The sequence below is a fragment of the Azospira restricta genome (genome assembly GCF_016858125.1).
Classification (GTDB): Bacteria; Pseudomonadota; Gammaproteobacteria; order Burkholderiales; family Rhodocyclaceae; genus Proximibacter; species Proximibacter restrictus.
The window spans coordinates 2,469,796-2,484,738 of sequence record NZ_CP064781.1 but is presented as its reverse complement, the minus strand read 5'-3'; the positions used below and the strand labels follow the sequence as shown (position 1 = coordinate 2,484,738).

Annotated in this window: 14 protein-coding genes; 3 read left to right on the top strand and 11 right to left on the bottom strand. The window is 70.3% G+C overall.

Annotated features, from left to right (window positions below; translation table 11 throughout):
* Window positions 1-85: 85 nt before the first annotated feature.
* From pnp to IWH25_RS12155, 4 genes are all read right to left on the bottom strand, one after another.
* A complete protein-coding gene (gene pnp / locus IWH25_RS12170; RefSeq protein ID WP_203386067.1) occupies window positions 86-2,194 on the bottom strand; it encodes a polyribonucleotide nucleotidyltransferase in 2,109 nt (702 codons plus the stop codon).
* A gap of 206 nt (window positions 2,195-2,400) precedes the next feature.
* Window positions 2,401-2,670 carry a 30S ribosomal protein S15 gene (gene rpsO / locus IWH25_RS12165; protein ID WP_203386066.1) on the bottom strand — a complete coding sequence of 90 codons (270 nt, stop codon included), beginning with the start codon at window positions 2,668-2,670 and terminating at the stop codon, window positions 2,401-2,403.
* Window positions 2,671-2,838: 168 nt separating this feature from the next.
* Window positions 2,839-3,168: a DHCW motif cupin fold protein gene (locus IWH25_RS12160; RefSeq protein WP_203386065.1), complete on the bottom strand. Its 330-nt coding sequence runs from the start codon at window positions 3,166-3,168 to the stop codon at window positions 2,839-2,841.
* The gene (locus tag IWH25_RS12155; protein ID WP_203386064.1) at window positions 3,155-3,505 is read right to left on the bottom strand and encodes a hypothetical protein; all 351 of its coding nucleotides are present in this window, start codon (window positions 3,503-3,505) and stop codon (window positions 3,155-3,157) included. Before IWH25_RS12155 ends, IWH25_RS12160 begins: the two co-directional genes overlap by 14 nt.
* Before the next feature lie 191 nt (window positions 3,506-3,696).
* On the opposite strand from IWH25_RS12155, the gene IWH25_RS12150 reads away from it, so the two are divergent.
* Complete coding sequence (locus IWH25_RS12150) at window positions 3,697-5,178, top strand: aminotransferase-like domain-containing protein (protein ID WP_203386063.1); 1,482 nt, start codon at window positions 3,697-3,699, stop codon at window positions 5,176-5,178.
* A gap of 13 nt (window positions 5,179-5,191) precedes the next feature.
* Here the strand turns inward: IWH25_RS12150 and IWH25_RS12145 are convergent, their stop codons facing one another.
* On the bottom strand, window positions 5,192-6,070 hold the full coding sequence (locus IWH25_RS12145) for a DMT family transporter (RefSeq protein ID WP_203386062.1): 879 nt from the start codon (window positions 6,068-6,070) through the stop codon (window positions 5,192-5,194).
* A 96-nt stretch (window positions 6,071-6,166) separates the two neighbouring features.
* Here IWH25_RS12145 and IWH25_RS12140 point away from each other — a divergent pair, with 96 nt between their 5' ends.
* Window positions 6,167-6,955 (top strand): AraC family transcriptional regulator, encoded by a 789-nt coding sequence (locus IWH25_RS12140; RefSeq protein WP_203386061.1) that lies wholly within the window; start codon window positions 6,167-6,169, stop codon window positions 6,953-6,955.
* A gap of 10 nt (window positions 6,956-6,965) precedes the next feature.
* Here the strand turns inward: IWH25_RS12140 and IWH25_RS12135 are convergent, their stop codons facing one another.
* The 6 genes from IWH25_RS12135 to lexA form a co-directional block, all read right to left on the bottom strand.
* Window positions 6,966-7,364 carry a hypothetical protein gene (locus IWH25_RS12135; protein ID WP_203386060.1) on the bottom strand — a complete coding sequence of 133 codons (399 nt, stop codon included), beginning with the start codon at window positions 7,362-7,364 and terminating at the stop codon, window positions 6,966-6,968.
* Between the two features lie 98 nt (window positions 7,365-7,462).
* Window positions 7,463-10,669, bottom strand: coding sequence for an error-prone DNA polymerase (locus tag IWH25_RS12130; RefSeq protein WP_203386059.1), 3,207 nt, complete (start codon window positions 10,667-10,669; stop codon window positions 7,463-7,465).
* A gap of 45 nt (window positions 10,670-10,714) precedes the next feature.
* A complete protein-coding gene (locus tag IWH25_RS12125; RefSeq protein WP_203386058.1) occupies window positions 10,715-11,164 on the bottom strand; it encodes a bacteriohemerythrin in 450 nt (149 codons plus the stop codon).
* Between the two features lie 91 nt (window positions 11,165-11,255).
* Window positions 11,256-12,686 carry a Y-family DNA polymerase gene (locus IWH25_RS12120; protein WP_203386057.1) on the bottom strand — a complete coding sequence of 477 codons (1,431 nt, stop codon included), beginning with the start codon at window positions 12,684-12,686 and terminating at the stop codon, window positions 11,256-11,258.
* The gene (gene imuA, locus IWH25_RS12115) at window positions 12,619-13,362 is read right to left on the bottom strand and encodes a translesion DNA synthesis-associated protein ImuA (protein WP_203386056.1); all 744 of its coding nucleotides are present in this window, start codon (window positions 13,360-13,362) and stop codon (window positions 12,619-12,621) included. The genes IWH25_RS12120 and imuA overlap by 68 nt, the downstream gene beginning before the upstream one ends.
* Window positions 13,362-13,964 carry a transcriptional repressor LexA gene (gene lexA / locus IWH25_RS12110; RefSeq protein ID WP_203386055.1) on the bottom strand — a complete coding sequence of 201 codons (603 nt, stop codon included), beginning with the start codon at window positions 13,962-13,964 and terminating at the stop codon, window positions 13,362-13,364. The genes imuA and lexA overlap by 1 nt, the downstream gene beginning before the upstream one ends.
* A gap of 81 nt (window positions 13,965-14,045) precedes the next feature.
* On the opposite strand from lexA, the gene IWH25_RS12105 reads away from it, so the two are divergent.
* The gene (locus IWH25_RS12105) at window positions 14,046-14,942 is read left to right on the top strand and encodes a DMT family transporter (RefSeq protein ID WP_203386054.1); all 897 of its coding nucleotides are present in this window, start codon (window positions 14,046-14,048) and stop codon (window positions 14,940-14,942) included.
* Window position 14,943 lies beyond the last annotated feature (1 nt).

Below are 14,943 nucleotides of genomic sequence, written 5' to 3'. Positions count from 1 at the left end.
GCTCCGGCGCCCGCCCCGGCACGCCGGAGCAGCCACAAAAAAAAAAGGACGCCGCGGCGTCCTTTTTTGTTGCCCGGAAACGGCCTCAGGCTTGCGGCGCTTCCGCGGCTTCGGCGGCGACCGCCTTCATCGACAGACGGACGCGACCCTTCTCGTCCGCTTCCAGCACCTTGACGCGCACCTGCTGGCCTTCCTGCAGCTTGTCGGAGACCTTCTCGACGCGCTCGTTGGCGATCTGCGAGATGTGCAGCAGGCCATCGCGGCCCGGCATGATGCTGACGATGGCGCCGAAGTCGAGCAGCTTCAGCACGGTGCCTTCATAGATCTTGCCCACTTCGACTTCGGCGGTGATGTCGCTGATGCGCTTCTTGGCGGCATCGGCGGCTTCGCCGGAGGTCGAGGCGATGGTGATCGTGCCGTCGTCCTGGATGTCGATCGTCGTACCGGTTTCCTCGGTGATCGCGCGGATCACCGCACCACCCTTGCCGATCACGTCGCGGATCTTCTCCGGATTGATCTTCATCACGTACAGGCGCGGCGCGTAGGCCGACAGTTCGCCGACGCCGGACATCGAGCCTTCCATCTGGCCGAGGATGTGCATGCGGGCGTCCTTGGCCTGATCCAGCGCGACCTTCATGATTTCCTTGGTGATGCCCTGGATCTTGATGTCCATCTGCAGCGCGGTGACGCCGCCGCGGGTACCGGCCACCTTGAAGTCCATGTCGCCGAGGTGGTCCTCGTCGCCGAGGATGTCGGTCAGCACCGCGAAGCGGTTGCCTTCCTTGATCAGGCCCATGGCGATGCCGGCGACGTGCGACTTCAGCGGCACGCCCGCGTCCATCAGCGCCAGCGAGCCACCGCAGACCGAGGCCATCGACGACGAGCCGTTCGACTCGGTGATTTCCGAGACGACGCGCATCGAGTACGAAAACTCGTCGGCCGGCGGCAGCACGGCGATCAGCGCGCGCTTGGCGAGGCGGCCGTGGCCGATCTCGCGACGCTTCGGCGTGCCGACGCGACCGCATTCGCCGGTGGCGTACGGGGGCATGTTGTAGTGCAGCATGAAGCGCTCGCGGTATTCGCCGGCCAGCGCGTCGATGATCTGCTCGTCACGGCCGGTACCCAGCGTGGCGACGACCAGCGCCTGCGTCTCGCCGCGGGTGAACAGCGCCGAACCGTGGGTGCGCGGCAGCACGCCGCTGCGGATCGCGATCGGGCGCACGGTGCGCGTGTCGCGGCCGTCGATGCGCGGCTCGCCGGACAGGATGCGGCCACGGACGGTGGCGGCTTCGAGCGCGAAGAAGTAGTCGCCGACGGTGTTCGCGTCCGGCGCGCCCTCCTCGCCGGTCGCCAGCGCGGCGACGGCTTCGGCGGCGATTTCCTTCAGCCGCTGGCTGCGCGCCTGCTTCGAGGTGATGCTGTAGGCTTCCTCGACCTTGGCCTTGACCAGTTCGTTCAGGCGGGCGATCAGCGCCTCGTCCTTGGCCGGGGCCTGCCAGTCCCACTCGGGCTTGCCGGCTTCCTCGACCAGTTCGTTGATCGCGTTGATGACCTTCTGCATCTCGGTGTGGCCGAAGACGACGGCGCCGAGCATGACGTCTTCGGAGAGCTCCTTGGCCTCCGACTCGACCATCAGCACCGCAGCCTGCGTACCGGCGACGACGAGGTCGAGCTGCGAGGTCTTGAGCTGCGACAGCGTCGGGTTGAGCACGTACTGGCCGTCGATGTAGCCGACGCGGGCGGCGCCGATCGGGCCGTCAAACGGGATGCCGGAGATCGCCAGCGCGGCCGAGGTGCCGATCATCGCGGCGATGTCCGGATCCACTTCCGGGTTCAGCGACATGACGGTGGCGACGACCTGGACTTCGTTGTAGAAGCCTTCCGGGAACAGCGGGCGGATCGGACGGTCGATCAGGCGCGAGGTCAGCGTCTCCTTCTCGGACGGACGGCCTTCGCGCTTGAAGAAGCCGCCCGGGATCTTGCCGGCGGCGTAGGTCTTCTCGATGTAGTCGACGGTCAGCGGGAAGAAGTCCTGGCCCGGCTTGGCCTGCTTGGCACCGACCACGGTACACAGCACGACGGTGTCGTCGATCGACACCATGACCGCCCCGCCGGCCTGGCGGGAGATTTCGCCCGTCTCCAGGGTGACCGTGTGGGCACCGTAGGCGAAGCTTTTCTTGGCAACGGTAAACATTGTTTCCTTTCTTTCTGATTATTGGCGCGGCGTACCCACGACTCCGGCACGCTTTGTCGTCGACGCGCCAGCGGCCGCTGCGTTGTCTGCAGACGGCCATGGCAAAAGCGAGAACAGCGGCACCGCCTCCGGGGCAGTGCCGCTGCTCTCGCGTGTTCCCGATCGCATTTGCGGATCGGTGAATTCCGGGGTGCTGATTGCGGTAATTACTTGCGCAGGCCGAGGCGCTCGATCAGCGCGCGGTAGCCGTCGACGTTGGTGCGCTTCAGGTAGTCGAGCAGCTTGCGGCGGCGGCTGACCATGCGCAGCAGGCCGCGGCGCGAGTGGTGGTCCTTGACGTGTTCCTTGAAGTGGCCGGTCAGGTCGTTGATGCGGGCGGTGAGCAGGGCCACCTGGACTTCCGGGGAACCGGTGTCGCCCTGGGCGCGCTGGTAGTCGGTAACGATTTGGGACTTCTGTGCGGTATTGATCGCCATGTCAAACTCTCTTTCCTTGAATCGACGCCGCCCCGGTTTGATAGAGCTGGACGCCAGTGGTTGATCACAATTTTCGCTTGGCGAGCGAAGGGCAGGATTATAGCGGCGGCGAGACCCGCCAAGCAACAGATTTCTCTGGCTTTTCCCCGATTTTCGCGGTGCCGTCGGCTAATCGACGATGAACAGGGTGGCGCCGGCGGGTGCCGACGAACGGTGTGCCTCGGCGCCGTCGGCCACCTGATAGCTCATCCCCGGCCGCAGCGTGAAGCGCCGCCCGTCCTGCAATTCCGTCAGCAACTCGCCGTGCAGGCAGTAGAGGATGTGCCCCTTCACGCACCAGTGGTCGGCGACGTAGCCGGCGGAATACTCGACCACACGCACCCGGATGCTGCCGAAGCGGCGCGTCCGCCAGCGCGCGAATCCGGATTCGCCGCGGTGTTCGGTCGCCGCGACCGCCGACCAGTCGGTAATGCCGAACGGAATGTCAGCAATGTCCATGGCGCCCTCCTGCCGGCCGCAGGTCGTCCCGCAGCGCCGCCAGCACCGCGCCCAGCTTCGTCCACAGGCCGCTGGCAGCGGGCGGCAGCAGGACGACGGCGGCGGCCTCGGTCGCTTCCAGCTCGATCCAGCCGCCCGCTGCCAACTCATGCACTTCCTCGGCCGCCAGCGTCAGCGACCTCGCCAGCGTGTGCTCGGCCAGCCAGGCGAACGGGAAATGCACGCGCACGCCGCCCTGCGCCACAACGAGCGTCGAGCCGGGCTCGACCAGCACGCGCTGCACCTGCCCGGCGACGAGCGCCAGCGCCAACGGGGGAACTTCCTGTCCTGCAGCCATCGCGAACCTCCTGTATCGACCCTCCCGCCCGCTGCGGGAGACGGAAATATCGTACGGAGCGCGAGCAATGCGAAACAGCCACAGAAAAACAGCATCTGTACCGCAGCAGAAGAAAAATTCCGCTTCTGTTATCGTTCACTTTCCCTGAATCTATATCTGTCCCGCCCGCCCGCGGCGGGCGAAGATGGCGCATGGACGAACCGCTTGCAGCCCCCGTCGCCGACCGGACCCCGCTCTACCGCGCGCTGGCCGGCCAATACCGCAGCGCGATCGAGAGCGGCGCGCTGCGACCGGGCGAGCGTTTTCCGTCGGTGCGCACGCTGATGGGCCGCCACGGCGTCAGCCTGTCCACCGCCCTGCAGGTCTGCCGCTCGCTCGAAAGCGAAGGCTGGCTGGAGGCGCGGCCGCGCTCCGGCAATTTCGTGCGGCGGCCGAAGCGCTTCGCGGCGGCGGCGCTGCAGGAACCCGACCACGCCGCCCTGCCCGACCCGGCGCAGTTCGTCGGCATCCACGCCCGCGTTTCCGATTTCGTCGCCCGCGGCATCGTCGCCCGCAGCAAGGGCAAGCCGGTGCGCATCAACCTTTCCGGCGCCGCCTGCGCGCCCGCCCTGTACCCCGGCGAGGCGCTGAAGAACGCCGCCACCCGTGCGCTGCGCCGCCACCCCGACCTGCTGGTGAAGAACATCGCGCTCAACGGCAACGCCGGCTTCCGCGGCATCCTGGCGCGGCGAGCGATGGAGAGCGGCATGGTGCTGTCGCCCGACGAGATCGTCGTCACCCACGGCTGCATCGAGGCGCTCAACGTCGCGCTGCGCGCCGTCGCCCAGCCCGGCGACATCGTCGCCGTCGAGTCGCCGACCTACTTCGGCCTTCTGCAGGTGCTCGAATCGCTCGGCCTGCGCGCGCTGGAAATTCCCACCAGCCCGCAGACCGGGATCTCGCTCGAGGCGCTCGAACTGGCGACGCGGACGTATCCGGAAATCAAGGCGGTGGTCGTCGTGCCGGTGCTGCAGAACCCGCTCGGCAGCATCATGCCGGATGCGCACAAGGCCCGCCTGGTCGCCCTCTGCGACGCCGCCGGCATCGCGCTGATCGAGGACGACACCTACGGCGCGCTGGCCAACGGCGATGCGCCGCGCAAGGCGCTGAAGCACTGGGACAGGACCGGCAACGTCATCCACTGCGCGTCGCTGCACAAGATCCTCGCCGCCGGCATGCGCCTCGGCTGGATCAGCGCCGGCCGCCGGCAGGCGCGGGTGGAGATGCTCAAGTACGCGCAGACGCGCAGCAGCGAGGAGCTGTCGCAGCTCGCCGCCGGCGAGTTCATCGCCTCCAGCGCCTTCGACCGCTACCTGCGCCGCCTGCGCGGCCAGCTCGCCGACCAGCGCGCGCGCACCGCCGCCGCGATCGCCGAATGTTTTCCCGCCGGCACCCGCTTCAACGAGCCGGACGGCGGCCTGATGCTGTGGATCGAGCTGCCCGCCGACATCTCCTCGCAGCGCGTGTTCGACGCCGCCCTCGACGAAGGCATCCTGGTCGCCCCCGGGCAGATGTTCTCCAACTCGAACCGCTTCGACAACTACCTGCGGCTGAACTGCGGGCTGCCGTTCACCGACGAGGTCGAGGCCGCGCTGCGCCGGCTCGGCCAGCTGGTCGCGCAGGCGCGGCGCTAGCGCCGGCGGCCGCTCAGGCGGGCTGCAGCCTCGCCGCCGGCCGGCGCTGGCTCAAGCCGACGCCGAGCAGGATCAGGCCGCCGCCCAGCCAGTGGTAGGCGTGGATCCGCTCGCCGAGCGTGACGGCGGCGATCAGCGCGGTGCACAGCGGCAGCAGGTTCATGAACACCGCCGTGCGCTCGCTGCCCAGCTGCTGCAGCCCGCGCATCCAGAAATACGAGGCGAGCACCGACGAGCCGAGGCCGGCGAAGAGCACCAGCGGCACGCCGCGCGCCGGCACGGCCAGCGTTTCGGCGCTGATCGCCAGCGGCGTCAGCAGCGCCACCGCCAGCAGCGCCTGCACATAGAGGTTCAGCCATTGCCCGAAGGGCGGCGACCAGCGCTGGTAGAGGATGCCGTACAGCGCGTAGCAGGCGGCGCCAAGCAGCATCAGGCCGTCGCCGAGGTTGATGCCGCTGCCGAGCAGGCGCGCCGGATGGCCGGCGCCGAGCAGGTAGAGGACGCCGGCCAGCGACAGCGCGACGCCGGCGACGACCCAGGACGACAGCCGGGCGCGGAAGACCAGCCCGTTGAGCAGCAGACCGAGCAGCGGCACGAGCGCGCAGATGACGCCCATGTTGGTCGCCGAGGTGCGGTGCGCCGCGTAGTAGGCCAGGCACTGGTAGGCCACCATGCCGAGCAGCGACAGCACCGCGAAGCGCGGCAGCTGCGGGAGCAGTTCGCGGCGGGCGCGCCACAGCGGGACGGCGAACAGCGGCGTCAGCGCCAGCGCGGCGACCAGCCAGCGGTAGAGCGAGATCGCCGCCGGGTCGACGACGCCCGCCGCCGCCTTCGAGACGACGGTGTTGGCGGACCAGATCAGTACGGCGAGCAGCGGGAAGAGGAAGTGCATGCGGCAACTCCTTTGAGAATACGCCGCCAGTCTAGCGATGGCCGATCCAAGGCATATACTTCGAACCAGACAAACCGATCCTTCGCCTGCGACGAAATGAACGAACTCCCCTACGCCGCCACCGACCTCGCGCTGCCGGCGCCGGCGCCGCTCCACTTCCGCTACGAGAAATTCCTGGCCAACACCGACTACGAGTGGCATCGCCATCCCTGGGGCCAGATCAACCGCATCAGCCTCGGCATCCTCGAACTGTCGCTGCCCGAGCGCACGCTGGCGGCACCGGCCGAGTACCTGGTGTGGATTCCCGCCGGCGTGCCGCACGCCGCGCACATCCGGCAGGCGCTGGACTACGTCTCGGTCTACGTCGCCGACGACGTGGCCCGGCAGCTGCCGACGCAGCCCTGCCTGATCCCGCAGCCGCCGCTGGTGCGCGCGCTGCTCGACGACTTCTGCGCGCGCGGCGTCGGCGCCGTCGCCGAGCCGTGGGACGAGGCGCAGGCGCGACTGCTCGTGCAGCGCATGGTGCAGGCCGGCAGCGTCGAGGACTACCTGCCGGACAGCGCCGACCGGCTGTTGCGGCCGATCCTCGCCGCCGTGCGCGGCCAGCCCGGCGACAGCACCACGCTGCAGGCCTGGGCGCAGCGCGTGCACAGCACCGAACGCACGCTGGCGCGGCGCTTCCGGCAGGAACTGGGAATGAGCTTCGTCGCCTGGCGGACGCGGGTGCGGCTACTGCAGGCGCTGGCCTGGCTGAAACAGGGCAAGGCGGTCGGCGCGATCGCCTTCGACCTCGGCTACGCGACGCCGTCGGCGTTCATCGCGATGTTCGCGAAGCAGACGGGGATCACGCCGGAACGCTACCGGCGGCAGCTGTGCGCCGGCTGATCCGGCACGCTCACAGCCGGTGGCAGACGAGGCACAGCACCGCCGCGTCCTGGCGCAGGAAGACGCTCGCCGACGCCGCGGATTTCGCCTGCAGCGACTCGCCGTGGCACGAGCCGCAATCGACCTGACGGTTCGCACCGAAGACACGGACCTCGCCGGGGTCCGGCTGGCCGTTCCCGTTCTGGTCGAAGAACCAGATCTCGTCGACGCAGCGGTCCGGCTGGTTGAAGCCGGCGCTCGCCGGCAGCGGCCGCCCCAGCGGGTGGTGACGCGGCCCGAGCGTGAACTTCGCCTCGTCGATGGCGGCCGGCCGCTCGGCGCAGGCGGACGACGCCGGCCCCGGCAGCAGTGCCAGCGCGAGGAGCGTGGCCGAGGCGAGACGGCCGATGACCGAAAGGAGTGTCGGCATGGGATTCGAAAAACCGCTTGCGGCGCTTGGCCGGATACTCTGATTATTACCGATGCGCGGGCAATGCCAAGCCCCGCGCCGCTGCCGGCAACGCCGAGTCAGTGGAAATCCCGGCTCGCCGTCGCCAGCCCGCCCAGCCACGGGCTGAGGTCGAGCAGCCGGCCGGCCACCAGATGCACCACCTCGCCTTCCCGCTGCACCTGCCCGAGCACGCCGAGCAGGCGCGCACCGAGCAGTTCGCGCCGCTGCCGGTCGGCAAGGCGGCCGTAGACGACGATGTTGGCGAGTCCGGTCTCGTCCTCCAGCGTCAGGAAGACGACGCCGCTGGCAGTGCCCGGCCGCTGCCGGCAGGTAACGATGCCGGCGGCGCGCACCAGCGCCCGGTCGGCCTGCCCGGCAAGCTCGCCGGCGGAGAGAAAGCGCCGCTGCGCGAGGCGCTCGCGCAACAGGCGCAGCGGATGGCGGCCGAGGGTCAGGCCGAGGCTGGCGTAGTCGGCGACGATGTCCTCGCCCTCGCTCGGCGCGGCGAGCGGCGGCACCGGCTCCGCCGGCGCGGCGGCGGCGAGCAGGTCGAGTTGCACGGCGGCGCCGGCCGCCGCCCACGCTGCCCGGCGGCGGTGGCCGGCGAGACGCTGCAGCGCGCCGGCGGCGGCCAGCGCGTCGAGGTCGCGCTGCGCGAGACCGGTGCGCACGGCAAGATCCGTGACGCTGGCGTAGCCACCGGCCGGACGGCATGCGGCGACAGCCTCGGCGGCCGTCTGTGACAGGCCGGCGATGCTCTGCAGCCCCAGGCGAACGGCGCCCGGCCCGCTTCCGGAAGTTTTCCGCCGGGAGGACTTTTGCCCTTCGCTACGCCCACGGCGTGGGCTACTCGGTGCCTGTCCCGAGCTTGTCGAAGGGGCGACCGGCGGGAGGGGTTCGGGCGCCTCCCCGATGCTGGCCGCCACCTCGCTCGTCTGCACATCGACCGGCAGCACCGTCACGCCGTGCCGCTGCGCGTCCTGCACCAGCTGCGACGGCGAGTAGAAGCCCATCGGCTGGCTGTTCAGCAGCGCACAGAGGAATTCCGCCGGATGGTGCCGCTTGAGCCACGCGGAAACGTAGGCGAGCAGCGCGAACGAGGCGGCGTGCGATTCGGGGAAGCCGTAGTCGCCGAAGCCTTCGATCTGGCGGTAGAGGCGCTCGGCCAGCTCGGCCGGGTAGCCGCGCGCGGCCATGCCGGCGAGCAGCTTGCCGCGGAAATGGTCGAGCCCGCCCTTGCGCTGCCAGGCGCCCATCGCCCGCCGCAGCTTGTCGGCCTCGCCCGGAGTGAAGCCGGCGGCGACGACGGCGAGCTGCATCGCCTGTTCCTGGAAGATCGGTACGCCGCAGGTGCGGCCGAGCACGTCGGCGAGTTCCGGGCGCGAGAAGCGCAGCGGCTGGCCGGTCGCGCGCAGGCGCTCGCGCCGCTGCAGGTAGGGATGGACCATGTCGCCCTGGATCGGGCCGGGGCGGACGATCGCCACTTCCACCACGAGGTCGTAGAAGCAGCGCGGCTTGAGGCGCGGCAGCATGGCCATCTGCGCGCGCGACTCGATCTGGAAAACGCCGATGGTGTCGGCGCGGCAGATCATTTCGTACACCACCGGGTCCTCGGCCGGGATGTCCTGCAGCCGCCGGCCGAGCAGGTCGAGCGCACGGCGCACGGCGGAGAGCATGCCCAGCGCCAGCACGTCGACCTTCAGCAGTCCGAGCGCCTCGATGTCGTTCTTGTCCCACTGGATCACCGTGCGCTCGGCCATCGCCGCGTTTTCGATCGGCACCAGCCGCGCGAGCGGCCCGCGCGCGATGACGAAGCCGCCGACGTGCTGCGACAGGTGGCGCGGGAAGCCGACCAGCATTTCAGTCAGTGCCAGCCACTTGGCGACGCGCGGGCTGTCCGGATCGAGGCCGACCGCGGCGCAGCGCGCCGGCAGCTGGTCGCGACTGTCCCACCACGCCAGCGACCCGGACAGCGCGTCGATCTGCGCCGGCGAGAAGCCGAGCGCGCGGCCGACGTCGCGGAGCGCGCCGCGCGTACGGTAGGTGATCAGCGCTGCCGCCAGCGCCGCGCGGCCGCGACCGTACTTCGCGTAGATGTACTGCACCACCTCCTCGCGCCGCTCGTGCTCGAAGTCGACGTCGATGTCCGGCGGCTCGCCGCGCTCCTTCGAGATGAAGCGCTCGAAGAGCAGGTTGGAACGCGCCGGATCGACCTCGGTGATGCCCAGCGCGTAGCACACCGCCGAATTGGCGGCCGAGCCGCGGCCCTGGCAGAGGATTTCCTTGCCCCGGGCAAAATTGACGATGTCGTAGACGGTGAGGAAGTAGGCCTCGTAGCGCAGTTCGGCGATCAGCGCGAGCTCCATCTCCACCTGCCCGCGCACGCCCAGCGGCACGCCCTGCGGATAGCGGCGCGCGAGGCCGGCCTCGACCTCTCGGGCAAGGTAGCCGGCGGGGGTCTCGCCGGGCGGCACCACCTCGTCCGGGTATTCGTAGCGCAGCTCGTCGAGCGAGAAGTTGCAGCGCGCGGCGATGTTCAGCGTTTCCGCCAGCAGTGCCGGCGGGTAGAGGCGACCGAGGCGCAGGCGCGTGCGCAGGTGGCGCTCGCCGTTGGGAAAGAGCGCGTGGCCGGCGGCGAAGACGGTGGTCTTCAGGCGCAGCGCGGTGAGCACGTCCTGCAGCGGGCGGCGGGAGCGGACGTCCATGTGCGCGTCGCCGGCGGCCACCGCCGGCAGGCCGCAGTCCTGCGCCAGCTGCCGCAGGCCGGCGAGCTTCGCCGCATCGTCGGCGCCGTTGTGCAGTTCGACGGCGAGCCAGCAGCGGCCGGGGAAGCGGGCCGCCAGCCAGCGCCCGTCGGCGGCGGCCGCCTCGTCCGCGGCGACGGGCAGCCACAGGCACAGGCAGCCGGGCACGCCGGCGCCCGGCAGGATGCCTTCGAGGTCGCCGCGCAGCAGGCGGTAGGCGCCCTTCTCCGCCCGCCGCCGGGCGAGCGTGATCAGCGCCGAGAGGTTGCCGTAGCCGGCCCGGTCTTCGGCCAGCAGCACCAGCCGCAGGCCGTCGACGAGCGTGAATTCGGTGCCGACGATGAGCTTGAGGCCGCAGGCCTTGGCCGCCACGTGCGCGCGCACGACGCCGGCCAGCGAGCATTCGTCGGTGAGCGCCAGCGCGGCATAGCCGAGCGCCTGCGCGCGGGCGACCAGTTCATCGGGATGCGCGGCGCCGCGCAGGAAGCTGAAGCAGGAAAGACAGTGAAGCTCGGCGTAGGCCGGGAGATGAGACAGCATGAACTTACTGTATATAAATACAGTAAGTTCATCAAGCAGGAAGAATCAGGCGGAGAGGCCGATTCCCGCCGGCGAACGGAGACTGCGGCTGCCGCGTGCGCGCGCGTCCTCGAGGCGGTGACCGAGCGCCTTGTCGAAATCGTTGATGTGCTGCTCGAACCAGTATTCGAGGTAGCGCAGGAAGGTGCGCAGGTCGAGGCGGCCGTCGCGCAGGTCGGCAACCGCACGGGACAGGATACGCAGGCTCTTGAGGTGCTCGCGGGCATGCGCGGAGAAGTCGATGCCGGCAGCCTGGGCGCAGGCCTCCTCGGTGGCGAAATGCAACTCGAAGAAGGCGATCAGCGCATCGAACTCGGCATGATGCGGCTGGCCGTCCTCGAGCATGACGGCCTTCAGGGTCTCGATCCGGCAGAAAATCTCGTCGTGCTGAGCATCCACCTCGGGATGGCCGATCATCAGTTCGGTCGGCAACAAGCCATGCGGGACCTCGTCCATGAGCCTTGTCTCCTTTCTGTTTTGCTTTAACGCAGATCAAAAACAACATCCGCTAATATAGAAAATCGAGCTCGAAAATGCCAATAAAATTTCAGGAAAAAAGGCCGTGCAGGAACCATCCTTGTGCGCTGCGGAAAATCCATAGCCATTCGCGGCGGGGCGACAGGGCAACGAAATAGTCCCGCCGCACGTCGCCGACCGCCCCTGCCTCGCCTTCGTCCCACCAGCCGCTTTCGATCCGCTCCGGTCCGCTGAGCAGTTCGAGCGGACCGCCGCGCTGCGGCCGGCCGCCGACCTCGGCCAGTGGCTCCGCTTGCGGCAGCAGCCAGCAGGGGCGCGCCCCTGCCGCCGGCACAGCGCTCCCCGCGCCGGGCGGCACCAAACGCGAGGCGCATTCCGGACGATGCGCCGGCAGCGCCGCCAGCCCCTGCACCGCCTCGCTGCCAAGGCGGGCCTGCAGGCGCTCGACCAGCATCGCCACCCCCTCCCCGCCCGCGGCATCGCCGAACAGGCCGCGTTCGCGCCCGCCGAGCGCCTCGACGCGCTCGGCGACGAGGCGCAGCGCGATCACCGGTGCCGTCAGCGCCAGGCGGCCGAGACGCTCGCGCAGGACGCGCTCGATGCGCTCGCCGTCGCGGGTCGGCGCAGCGAAGTGCAGCTCCAGCGCGCTCGCCGGCTGCCGTTCATGCCGCTCGTGCGCCATCTCCAACCGCAGTTCGCGGACGCCTGCGGCGCGCGCCGCCAGCCAGCCGCAGCAGCGCTGCAGCAGGCGCCGTGCCGCGAACAACAGGCTTTCGGCATCGTGCACGCGCGCCGGCAACTCCAGATGCTCGGCGAAGGTATCGGGGAAAGCGAAACGCGGCCGCGGATCGGCGACCTCGCCGAGGCCGCGGGCCAGCGTCGTCACCGCCGCGGCGCCGAGCCGGCGCGCCAGGCCGGCGCGCGGCAGGCGCAGCAGTTCGCCCAGCGAGCGCACGCCGAAACCGGCAGCGCGCGCGGCCTGCGCCGGCGGCAGGTCGAGCACGGCCAGCGACAGATCGGCGAGCGCGGCCGGCAGGGCCGCCGGCGACAGGCAGCGGCTGCCCGGCTTTTCCGCCGCGAGCCAGAGGGCGGCGAGCGGCGTCGGCGCGACGGCGATCGCCGCCGCATGCCCCTGCGCCGCACAGCCGCTCTCGACCTGCGCGCAGAGCGCAGCGAGGCCGCCGAAGAGGCGAAGCGAGCCGGAAATCTCGAGCAGCAGCGCCGCGGGCGGCTGCAGGCAGACCTCGGAAGTGAAGCGTCCGGACCAGCAGGCCAGCGCCGCGAGTTGCCGCTGCTCCCGTTCCCCGCTGCGCTCGCAGACCGTCAGCCCGGGCAACAAGGCCCAGGCATCGGCCAGCCGCATCCCCGGGCAAACGCCTCCCTGCGTCGCCGACGGATCGCAGGCGACGATGCGTTCGCTGGCGATGACGGCGCTAGGCGGCGGCCGCTGGGGAAAGACTTCGAGCGGCAGCAGCGGAAGGCGCAGCGCCAGCCACAACATGGAACGCGGACGACAGCGGCGCGGGGCGCGCCAGGTCGAGTTCGAGCGGTGCGGCACGGGCGCCGCCGCGCCGCTTGAGCAGGTTGAGCGAGAGGCGGCCGGCGGTCCGGCCCGCCGCCAGCGCGATGCGCAGCGGCGCCGGCGAGGACTCCCGGACGGCGGCGGCCGGGCGGAAGAGGAAGATCAGCGTGCGGCTCTTTTCGGCCAGCAGTTGCAGGCGGCGCAGCGTCGACGCGTCGGCCGCCGGCAGCCAGGCGACCAGCGCGCCGACGCCGTCGGCCTCGAGCGCGCGGGCACAGGCCCAGGCGGCATCGCCGCCGGCGGCGCGGGTGACCAGGAGGCGCGACAGCGAGACGCCGGCAGCGGCCCAGGCCGGCGCATAGGGCGGCAGCGGTGGCGCCACGCAGACCACCCAGGCCAGCTCTGCGCTGGAGATGCGGGCCAGCGCCGGCATCAGCAGCGCCATTTCGCCGATTCCCCGGCGCTCGGGCAGCAGCTCGACCAGCCCGCCGCGCGGCCAGCCGGCGCCCGGCAGCTCGGCGTCGAGTTCGCCGAAGCCGCTGGGCACGCCGGGCAGCGGCGCCTGCGCCAGCGTATCGCCGCGCCAGACGTCGCTGCGCGCGAGGACGTCGGCAAGGTCGGGCTGCCCGGCGGCAGCGGCGGCGCCGGCGGACATCAGAGCGCCTCGCTGCCCCGGATCAGGCCGACGGCGATGCCTTCGATGGCGACTTCCTCCTTGCGCGTGTCGACGATGATCGGCTCGAAGTCGGGGTTCTCGGCGACCAGTTCGACCACCGGACCGTGGCGGCGCAGGCGCTTGACCGTCACCTCCTCCTGCAGGCGGGCGACGACGATCTGGCCGTCGCGCGCCTCGGGGGTGCGATGCACGGCGAGCAGGTCGCCGTCGAAGATGCCGGCGTTGATCATCGACAGGCCGCGCACGCGCAGCAGGAAATCGGCGCGCGGCGAAAAGAGATGCGCATCGAGCGCGTAGCGGCCGAGGACGTTCTCGACGGCGAGGATCGGGCTGCCGGCGGCGACCGTGCCGATCAACGGCAGGCCGAGCTGCTCGACCAGCCGGATGCCGCGTGCGGCGCCCGGTTCGAGGACGATGCTGCCTTTCTTGGCGAGCGCCTTGAGGTGCTCCTCGGCGGCGTTGGGCGACGCGAAACCGAAGGCCGACGAGATCTCCGCCCGCGTCGGCGGCGCGCCGAGGACTTCGACCGTATTGCGGATGAAATCGAGGATTTCCTGCTGCCTGGGGGTAAGCTTGGTCATGATCGCACGCTCCGGAATGCTGGAAATAATCACATACTGTATTCTTATACAGCAAACAACCAAAAAGCAAGCGCCCCGACAATGAATTCACGCCACCCGCCCGGCGCCTCCGCCTTTGCCCTGATGATCCTGCTCTGCGCGATCTGGGGCTTCCAGCAGGTGACCATCAAGATCGCCATCGACGGCATCAGCCCGGTGCTGCAGTCGGGCATCCGCTCCCTCGTCGGGCTGGCGCTGCTGATGCTGTGGGCGCGCTGGCGCGGCCTGCCGCTGCTGCAGGCGGACGGTACGGCGCGCCTGGGCCTGCTGGCCGGCGCGCTGTTCGCAGTGGAATTCGTCTTCATCTATGCCGGGCTGGCGCACACCACCGCCTCGCGGATGATCGTCTTTCTCTATACCGCGCCGTGCTTGACGGTACTCGGGCTGCATTGGTGTGTTCCCGGCGAGCGGCTGCACTGGCGGCATTTCGCCGGCATCGCGCTGGCCTTCGCCGGCATCACGGCCGGCTTCCTCGGCGAGAGCGGCAGCGCCGCGGGCACTTTCCTCGGCGACCTGCTCGGCCTGCTCGCCGCCGTCGGCTGGGCGGCGACCACCGTGCTGATCCGCGCCAGCGGACTCTCGCGGATCAGCGCCAGCAAGGTGCTGGGGTACCAACTCGCCGTTTCCGCCGTCGTCATGCTGCCGCTGTCGCCGCTGCTCGGCGAGGCCGGAATCACCCGGCTCAGCCTCCCGGTGCTGCTGGCGCTCGCCTACCAGGGGGTGATCGTCGCCTTCGCCAGCTATCTCGCCTGGTTCTGGCTGCTGCAGACCTACCTGGTCGGCCGGCTGATGGTGTTCTCCTTCCTCACGCCGCTGTTCGGCGTCGCCTTCGGCGTGCTCTTCCTCGACGATCCGCTGACGCCGAGCTTCCTGCTCGCCGCCGGCTGCGTGGCGGCCGGCATCGTGCTGGTGAATCTGCCGCAGGGCAAGAAGGCATGAG